At 46.7% G+C, this 8,451-nt stretch carries 6 protein-coding genes; 3 read left to right on the top strand and 3 right to left on the bottom strand.

Going from position 1 to position 8,451, the window contains the following annotated elements; translation table 11 throughout:
* Nucleotides 1–346 precede the first annotated feature (346 nt).
* Nucleotides 347–2,233 carry an ATP-dependent zinc metalloprotease FtsH2 gene (gene ftsH2, locus EWV60_RS04795; protein ID WP_287231328.1) on the top strand — a complete coding sequence of 629 codons (1,887 nt, stop codon included), beginning with the start codon at nucleotides 347–349 and terminating at the stop codon, nucleotides 2,231–2,233.
* 430 nt (nucleotides 2,234–2,663) lie between these two features.
* Here the strand turns inward: ftsH2 and EWV60_RS04800 are convergent, their stop codons facing one another.
* Both EWV60_RS04800 and holB read right to left on the bottom strand, forming a co-directional pair.
* On the bottom strand, nucleotides 2,664–2,879 hold the full coding sequence (locus EWV60_RS04800) for a hypothetical protein (RefSeq protein WP_016515061.1): 216 nt from the start codon (nucleotides 2,877–2,879) through the stop codon (nucleotides 2,664–2,666).
* Between the two features lie 37 nt (nucleotides 2,880–2,916).
* Entirely contained in the window at nucleotides 2,917–3,882 is a 966-nt protein-coding gene (gene holB / locus EWV60_RS04805; RefSeq protein WP_002731627.1) for a DNA polymerase III subunit delta', read from the bottom strand.
* 12 nt (nucleotides 3,883–3,894) lie between these two features.
* Between holB and EWV60_RS04810 the strand changes: the two genes are divergently transcribed.
* The gene (locus tag EWV60_RS04810) at nucleotides 3,895–4,236 is read left to right on the top strand and encodes a hypothetical protein (RefSeq protein WP_002734498.1); all 342 of its coding nucleotides are present in this window, start codon (nucleotides 3,895–3,897) and stop codon (nucleotides 4,234–4,236) included.
* Nucleotides 4,237–4,435: 199 nt separating this feature from the next.
* Here EWV60_RS04810 and EWV60_RS04815 read toward each other — a convergent pair whose 3' ends face one another.
* Nucleotides 4,436–6,766, bottom strand: coding sequence for a heavy metal translocating P-type ATPase (locus EWV60_RS04815; RefSeq protein ID WP_287231330.1), 2,331 nt, complete (start codon nucleotides 6,764–6,766; stop codon nucleotides 4,436–4,438).
* 528 nt (nucleotides 6,767–7,294) lie between these two features.
* Between EWV60_RS04815 and EWV60_RS04820 the strand changes: the two genes are divergently transcribed.
* Nucleotides 7,295–8,095, top strand: coding sequence for a PD-(D/E)XK nuclease domain-containing protein (locus tag EWV60_RS04820; RefSeq protein WP_287231332.1), 801 nt, complete (start codon nucleotides 7,295–7,297; stop codon nucleotides 8,093–8,095).
* Nucleotides 8,096–8,451: the final 356 nt, after the last annotated feature.

Below are 8,451 nucleotides of genomic sequence, written 5' to 3' on the forward strand. Positions count from 1 at the left end.
TATCTTGTTAGAACAAATGAACTCAAAAATCTGGCTCTTCTCGGTTCTGTGTGATAAGTTTAACTTATATATATAGGATCGATCAATCTTGGTGTCCTTTGTGTCTTTGTGGTTCGTTCCACCCCCCCGCTAGGAAGAATGTATCTTAGAATACATTTTACCCACCAAACCCAAGAGAGCCAAAATCTCTCGTCACCATTCTTGTCAGAATTATGAGAATTACGTTACATTTAGTTAAGATTTAATTGGCTGCGGGGATTAATCTCGAAAAAATAACGTAAAATCCTTGACAAAAACAGCTAAATGAGTTAAGCAAAAATCTTTATCCTAGAACCACTAAACAAACATGAAACTATCCTGGAAAACGATTTTACTGTGGACATTGCCCGCCCTTGTGGTCGGTTTTTTCCTCTGGCAAGGCACTTTTGCCACGGCCACCGGTAATATCGGCAATAACACCGCCAGTACCCGCATGACCTACGGACGCTTTCTAGAATACCTAGACAGTGGTAGGGTTGTTAGCGTCGATCTCTACGAAGGGGGCCGAACCGCGATCGTACAGGCCCTAGATCCAGAACTAGAAAACCGAGTACAACGCCTGCGGGTCGATTTACCTGCCAATTCCCCCGATTTAATCGCCCGTTTACGCGATTCTAAAATTAGTTTCGATGCTCACCCGATGCGGAATGACGGCGCTTGGTGGGGATTCCTCGGTAATCTACTTTTCCCCTTTTTGCTGATTGCCGCTCTCTTTTTCCTGTTCCGCCGTTCTAATAATATGCCAGGCGGCCCCGGTCAAGCGATGAGTTTTGGCAAATCAAAAGCTCGTTTCCAGATGGAAGCAAAAACCGGCATCACCTTTGATGATGTGGCAGGAATTGATGAAGCGAAGGAAGAATTACAGGAAGTCGTCACTTTCCTCAAACAACCGGAGAAATTTACCGCCGTCGGTGCCAAAATCCCCAAAGGAGTCCTTTTAGTTGGCCCTCCTGGTACGGGTAAAACCCTGTTAGCCAAAGCGATCGCCGGTGAAGCGGGTGTACCTTTCTTCAGCATTTCCGGTTCGGAATTTGTGGAAATGTTTGTTGGTGTCGGTGCTTCTCGCGTGCGCGACTTGTTCAAAAAAGCCAAGGAAAATGCTCCCTGTTTAATATTTATCGATGAAATTGACGCGGTAGGTCGTCAACGGGGTGCCGGTATCGGCGGTGGTAACGATGAACGGGAACAAACCCTAAACCAATTATTGACAGAAATGGACGGTTTCGAGGGGAATACGGGAATTATCATCATTGCCGCCACTAACCGCCCCGATGTTCTCGATTCCGCTCTCATGCGTCCGGGCCGTTTTGATCGGCAAGTAACCGTCGATGCGCCCGATTTTAAAGGTCGTTTAGAGATTTTAGACGTTCACGCCCGCAATAAAAAGCTGGCCAACGACGTTTCCATCGAAGCGATCGCCCGTCGCACTCCGGGGTTCAGTGGAGCAGATTTAGCCAATTTACTCAACGAAGCGGCAATTTTAACCGCTCGTCGTCGCAAAGATGCCATTACCCTCCTAGAGATAGATGACGCAGTGGATCGCGTTATCGCCGGTATGGAAGGCACTCCTTTAGTCGATAGCAAGAGCAAGCGCCTAATCGCTTACCATGAAGTGGGTCATGCGATCGTGGGTACGCTCTTAAAAGATCACGATCCCGTCCAGAAAGTGACTCTGATTCCCCGGGGCCAGGCCCAGGGTTTAACTTGGTTCACTCCCAACGAAGAACAGGGTTTAACCACGAAAGCGCAGTTAATGGCCCGGATTTCCGGTGCTTTAGGTGGTCGGGCGGCTGAGGAAGAAATCTTCGGCTATGATGAGGTGACTACCGGTGCCGGTGGCGATTTACAGCAAGTTTCTGATATGGCCCGCCAGATGGTGACTCGTTTCGGGATGAGCGATTTGGGTCCTTTGTCCCTAGAAAGTCAAGGGGGTGAGGTGTTCCTCGGTGGCGGTTTGATGACTCGTTCCGAGTATTCTGAGAAGGTCGCTACTCGCATCGATGATCAGGTGCGATCAATCGTGGAACACTGCCATGAAATTTCTCGACAAATTGTCCGCGATCATCGCGAAGTGATCGATCGAGTGGTGGACCTGCTGATCGAAAAAGAAACGATCGATGGGGGAGAATTCCGGCAGATTGTGGCTGAATACGCCTACGTTCCCGAAAAAGAACAGTTTGTACCACAGTTATAGGTTGATTTTAATCTATATGCGATCGGGTGGGTTAAAGCTCACCCGATTTTTTTATCCCAGTTAGGGTTTGCTGAATAAATGTGAAATGTAGGCAAGGTAAGAGTTTTGTGGCTTTTTTCGCGAAACAGGTGCAAGATTTTGAGAGAATCGTCGTTCAAAACCTTGCGTCTTCATCGGCCCGCGTCCTGTAGGGGCGAAGCATTCGGACAATCACCTATCGGTGAAACCGTAGATTTTCTAACCGAATGCTTCGCCCGTACTTTTTGCCGCAAACCCTAGTTAAGGGTTCAAAAGCGGCAAAAATAAGGATTAAATTGCCTAAAATCTGTAAATAGACAATTTAATTGATTATCATTCATTCTTAATTCTCCTGACGACCGACTACTGGCTACTGACTCCTAACCCTAACAACAATTTTTGATTTTTACAATTAGTTATCATCATCATCGTCATCGTCTTTATTCTGGTCATTATCATCGTCTTTTTGCCGATTTTCCCCGTCTTTATCGCTATCATCGTCTTTTTGCGGCGATTCCACCGTGGTGGGGACGTTTTTCGGTTCTTCGGCTTCTTTTCCTCCCTGACAAGCACCTAAAACCGTAGTCAAGGTTAACAGAATCAGCAAAACTAAGGATTTGATGTTCATGGTCTTTCTCCCCACTCGATCGATAAATATAACAATCTTAAGACTTTTGGGCGGTGGATAGTTTGGCCAATGCCAAGAAAGTGCATTCCCAGACTAAACGGGGTTGAACGTAGGCTAACAGCTGCCGGCGGGTTTTTTCCAAGATTTCTAAAATCGATCGCTCTCGTCGTCGTTGCCAATCCTCATACTGAAGATAACTCACATACCATAATTGGGTTTCCGTGTCAAGAGTTTGAGCAATAATTTTGGCTAATTCCAGTGCTTGGGAGAGTTTTAGGGGAAATTTGCTCAAAGATCGCGGTAAATCTTGGGGGAGACTGTCGAGAAATTCTAAAGCGGCGATCGCTTCTCCGGGGCTACCTTGGGCTAAACCGAGAATTGCCGGATAATTGAGAACGCGAGCTTGTCCGTTAGAGCGGAGGACTTGAGCGAGATTTTCTTCCGAAAGACGCTGAAAAGGGATGTGTTGACAGCGAGAAACGAGAGTCGGTAGTAAAGAGGAGGTACTGGGAGCAATCAGGATTAAAGTCGCTTTTCCCGGTTCCTCAAGCGTTTTTAAGAGCGCATTTGCCGCCGATTCCGTCATGGTGTCTGCTTCCTCGATCACCACCACAGAGCGGGCCGATTCCAGGGGAGGACGACTTAAAAAGTTAGTAATCTCGCGAATTTGTTCGATGCGGATTTGCGGGGGAGCTTTACGCTTGAGATTGCTTTCCTGTGCTTCTTTTGCGGTGAGCAGTTTGCCTTGGTGTTGATAAGTGGGTTCAATCCAGAGTAAATCGGGATGATTGCCCCCTAAAAAGCGTTTCAGGATTAATTCCCTTGTTTCCGGAGATCGATCTCTAGTTAACAAGTCTTGACAGAAACATTTTGCTGCTAGATTGCGTCCAATCCCCTTAGCGCCGGCGAATAAGTAAGCGGGAGCGATCGAATTGACTTCAAGCGCTCTTTGTAGTAGTTCAATGGCCTGATTTTGACCGATTAACCTTGACCAATTTATCATCTTTTCCCTGCCATGGCTCGCTATTGCTGTTCCTATTTTGTCGGGATTTCTCCTCATCAGACCGGGTTTTTATACGATGATATATTAAGTTTGGGTGAATTTGAAATCATCAAGCGCCGGACCGATGTCTTGCTTTTATCGGAAGTTCCTAACGATGCTTTCTTTCCCCAGTTAGTGAAAGTGGAATTGTTTATTCATCCTCCCACTAGCTCGGAACTTCAGATCGATTTATTGGTAAAAAATCATGAATTGCCCCTGAGAACTAATAATCGTTGTCGGCGATTTTTTGAATCTATTCACCAGATTATTACCAACAATTATCAAGGTCAATCCCTGACCAGAATTACCGCTTAACCCGATTTGTTCCTGTCTCCGTCAACTGACAAAGACAGGGACAAAATGCCATCTTGGCTCTCTTGGGTAACGAACCACAAAGACACAGAGGACACAGAGATTGATCGCTCCTGTATCAGTTAAACTTATCGCACAAAGAATAAGAGAGCTGCTCTTTTTGGCACTTGATAGATTTATCGAGAAAAAATCGGTAATTGCTTTAATTTTTGCCTTCCTTTGTCGATGTGAGCGGGGGAAATTGACGACGTAAAAGCAAGGAATTACTCACTACCATAACCGAACTAAAAGCCATCAAAGCTGCTGCTAGGGCCGGACTGAAAGCTAGACCCCAACGGGGCAGTAATAAACCACCAGCAATGGGAATAGCAAAGGTATTATAACCCAAAGCCCAAAAAAGATTTTGTCGGATTTTTTGCCATGTGGCCAGACTTAAATGCAGAGATTGTACCACATCCTCCAGGCGATCGCTAATTAAAACGATCCCGGCCGTTTCCATGGCCACTTCTGTGCCACCGGCCAGAGCAATACCGATGTTAGCCTGTCCTAGTGCGGGAGCATCATTGATACCATCCCCGACCATAGCCACGATTTTGCCCTCTTTTGTCTGTAGGTCGGCAATTAAGTCCGATTTTTCGGTGGGGGCAACTTCGGCATAAAATTGGCTAATACCCAAACTATTAGCGATCGCTGTCACCACTTCTTGGCGATCGCCACTGAGTAAAATCACCTCTAAACCGAGTTTTTGCAACTGATTAACGGTTGTTTGAGCATCGGGACGTAATCGATCCTGAAAAGCGATCGCGCCGAGTAATTGTTCTTCCATCCCCAGATAAATCACCGTTTTACCCGCTTGTAAAAGCTCTTGAATCCCCCAGATAGTTTCATCGATTTTAATGCCGTTCTGGGCTAACCATTGCCGATTTCCCAGAACAATTTTCGACCCCTGCACCCTTGCAGAAACTCCCAATCCGGCGACAGTTTGAAAATCTTCCCCCGTCAGGTTAGTAGGAGGAGTAACCGCATCTAAAATCGCCCGAGCGAGGGGATGATTAGTACCACTCTCCACTACTGCGGCTAATTGTTGAATTTCCAGGGAATTAAGGATAGAAAAACTCAAACAATCGGTAATTTCTGGATGACCTTGGCTGAGGGTTCCCGTTTTGTCAAAAACCACCGTTTGCAGTTGCGAGACGGTTTCCAAAACATCACCCCCTTTAATTAAAATGCCCCGTTCGGCTGCTAAACTGGTTCCCACCAGTAGGGCCGTCGGTGTGGCTAAACCGAGAGCGCAGGGACAAGCGACCACAAGCACAGAAATCGCTAATTTTAGGGACAAAAGTAAAGGAGAAGTGGGTTGAATCATCTCGTGGTGTCCTGTGGTTGACCCTAACACCTCTGGAAAGAGCCTAGTTCCCCAAAAATACCAAAAGAGCAGCACAATTAGGGCAATTATCATCACTCCGTAGGCAAAATAACCCGCTACCCGGTCCGCTATCTTCTGCACCGGGGCCTTGCGAGTTTGGGCTGATTCCACGGCTGCGATAATCTTAGCTAGGGTGGTATCGGTCCCCACCTGACGAGTTTGCACGGCGATCGCACCGGAGAGATTGAAACTGCCAGCAATGACTAGATCTCCCATTTCCTTAACCACTGGCAGCGATTCCCCCGTTAACAAAGCTTCATCTACCGTGGTTCTTCCCTGAATAATCTCCCCATCCACGGGAATTTTTTCCCCGGGTAAGACGCGCACCCATTCCCCGACGCGCAGCTGTTCCACGGGAATGGCCACACCCACACGGTCATCTGTACTACCAATCAGGTGAGCCACTGCCGGTTGTAGGGAGGTAAGCGCTTCTAGGTCTGCGGCCGCGCGATGACGGGAATGCGCTTCTAGAGTCCGTCCGAGGAGAATAAAACCTAACAGCATGACCGGTTCATCGAAAAAGCACTCTAAACCGAGATTAGGGAAGATAAGAGCCAAACAACTGGCTATATAGGCGCTACCTGTGCCTAAACTAACGAGAGTGTTCATATTTGGCATCCCGTGCCGTAATCCCCGCCAACCATCGATGAAAATATCGCGGCCGGGGAATAAAATGGCTAGGGTGGCTAAAGTCCAGTGAAAAGCAATACTTTGAAAGATAGGGATTTCTGGTCCCCCGATGTGGTGTAAGTGACCAATCAGGGAAAAAACCAGTAAACAACAAGCGATCGCTAATCGGTATAATTGTTGTTGCTGTTCTTTTTGTTGGTTTTGCAGCCGTTGATTTTGTTGAGAAAGGGGAGTCGATGAGCTGCGCGGTTGGGTGGGGAATCCAATCGCGGTTAATTTTGCGGCTAACTGCTCTGGTGCGATCGCATCTGGTTGGTATTCAATCACGGCAATTTCCGTGATTAGGTTAACTTGGGCCGATTTTACCCCTTGATTTTGGCTGAGTTGTCGTTCTACGGCACTCACACAGCCGGCGCATTTCATGCCTTTTACGTCTAGAGTAGCAGTTTTTAGTCCAGTTTCGGCGGCTAGGATCATAGAAAAAGTAGGCAAGGATGGTCTTTACTTCTATCCTAGAAATTATCGACGGATTTTTAAACTATTTTAGCGAGTAGGGTTACAGATAGATGAAATTTCATTACAGATAGCTGAAATTTCAGGTAGCCGATCTTGTAGGGTGCGTTAATGAAATGTAACGCACCTTATCTAATGTTCAAAATTCGTGCGTTACGCTAACGCTAACACACCCTACTGGACTGACACAGCTAAAATAGGGCAATAGATAAGCTCAACTGAGGACATCAATCATGGGAAGATGTAGGCGAGATAAAGTTCATCTGACAGTCGCACAACGAGAAAACTTTGAACAAATCAGTGGGGGAGGGTTCATCACAGAGTACGCTAATCGGCATAACACGCTTATTGTAATATTATACGGAAAACTTCTTGTGATCGCTCCATTTAAGCGTAATATACGGAAAGATTCTTTAAAAAATGCGTATTTGGCGTGATATACGGAAAATTTCCGCATAATATATAGTTACGGCTATTACTAACTAAGCGACCATGCTATCCAAGACCGAGGCAATCGAAAAGCTTCAACGACAGATCGACCAAGTCGAGTCTGTCCGTCATAATGCCGGCTTTTCTGCTGAGTTCAAGAAGTGGCGCCGCGATACTGAAGTCGCCATAGAGAACATCTTCGGTGCTGACACAAGGCACCTGAAGGACTTCAACGACATTTCCTACAGCTTTAGTATGGTTTTGAGCTCGACGCCAGATCAAAGACTTCAGGAGCAGAAGCGATTTCTTCAGGGGCTTGACGACGCAATACATATACTTTCCTCAATGATCGAGGAGATAGCTGAATACTGGGATCAAACAGCTACAGGCTCCTTTGAGAAGGACAGGATCGCTTGCCTTGAACGGCTGTGCGACCGATTTCACTTGGTCGTTCGGCAAATGCGCTCTCGCCATGCAGGTAGAACCACGCTAAGTGTCGAGGACGAATACGATGTACAGGATCTATTGCACTGCCTACTTTTTGTTGAGTTTGAAGATATCCGAGCCGAAGAATGGACGCCAAGCTACGGAGGTGGAAGCGCACGTGTCGATTTTCTACTCAAGCGGGAGTCGATAATCGTCGAGGTGAAGAAGACTCGTTCGAGTCTTGGTGCTCGGGAAGTCGGAGATCAACTTCTCATCGATATCGGGCGTTACCAATGCCACCCCGATTGCCAGACGCTGGTTTGCTTTGTCTACGACCCAGAGGGAAGAATTGCCAATCCACGCGGCATAGAAGCAGACCTGACCCGAAATGTTAATCATCTCGATGTTCATGTCTTCATTCGTCCCAAGGGGCTATAGATCTTGTAGTGCGATCGCCGATCTTGTAGGGTGCGTTAATGAAATGTAACGCACCTTATCTAATGTTCAAAATTCGTGCGTTACGCTGACGCTAACACACCCTACTGGACTGTTTCAGTGCGATCTTGTAGGGTGCGTTAATGAAATGTAACGCACCTTATCTAATGTTCAAAATTCGTGCGTTACGCTGACGCTAACACACCCTACTGGACTGTTTCAGTAACGCACCTTATCTAACTAGGGTTTGCTGAATAAATCTAAAAACCTTACAGGAAAGGGCTTTTAGCTTGATTGAGAGCTTCCCAAATGCACTTAAATCTGCTAGAATCTCTTAAAACCCTTGCATCACCCTTGCA

The sequence above is a fragment of the Microcystis sp. Msp_OC_L_20101000_S702 genome (genome assembly GCF_007095705.1).
GTDB classification, from domain to species: domain Bacteria; phylum Cyanobacteriota; class Cyanobacteriia; order Cyanobacteriales; family Microcystaceae; genus Microcystis; species Microcystis ichthyoblabe_A.

What these genes read in the sequence shown, in the direction of transcription:
- EWV60_RS04810 (WP_002734498.1), top strand. Translation starts at nt 3,895, where the DNA reads ATGGCTCGCTATTGCTGTTCCTATTTTGTCGGGATTTCTCCTCATCAG.
- EWV60_RS04815 (WP_287231330.1), bottom strand. Translation starts at nt 6,766, where the DNA reads ATGATCCTAGCCGCCGAAACTGGACTAAAAACTGCTACTCTAGACGTA.
- ftsH2 (WP_287231328.1), top strand. Translation starts at nt 347, where the DNA reads ATGAAACTATCCTGGAAAACGATTTTACTGTGGACATTGCCCGCCCTT.
- EWV60_RS04800 (WP_016515061.1), bottom strand. Translation starts at nt 2,879, where the DNA reads ATGAACATCAAATCCTTAGTTTTGCTGATTCTGTTAACCTTGACTACG.
- holB (WP_002731627.1), bottom strand. Translation starts at nt 3,882, where the DNA reads ATGATAAATTGGTCAAGGTTAATCGGTCAAAATCAGGCCATTGAACTA.
- EWV60_RS04820 (WP_287231332.1), top strand. Translation starts at nt 7,295, where the DNA reads ATGCTATCCAAGACCGAGGCAATCGAAAAGCTTCAACGACAGATCGAC.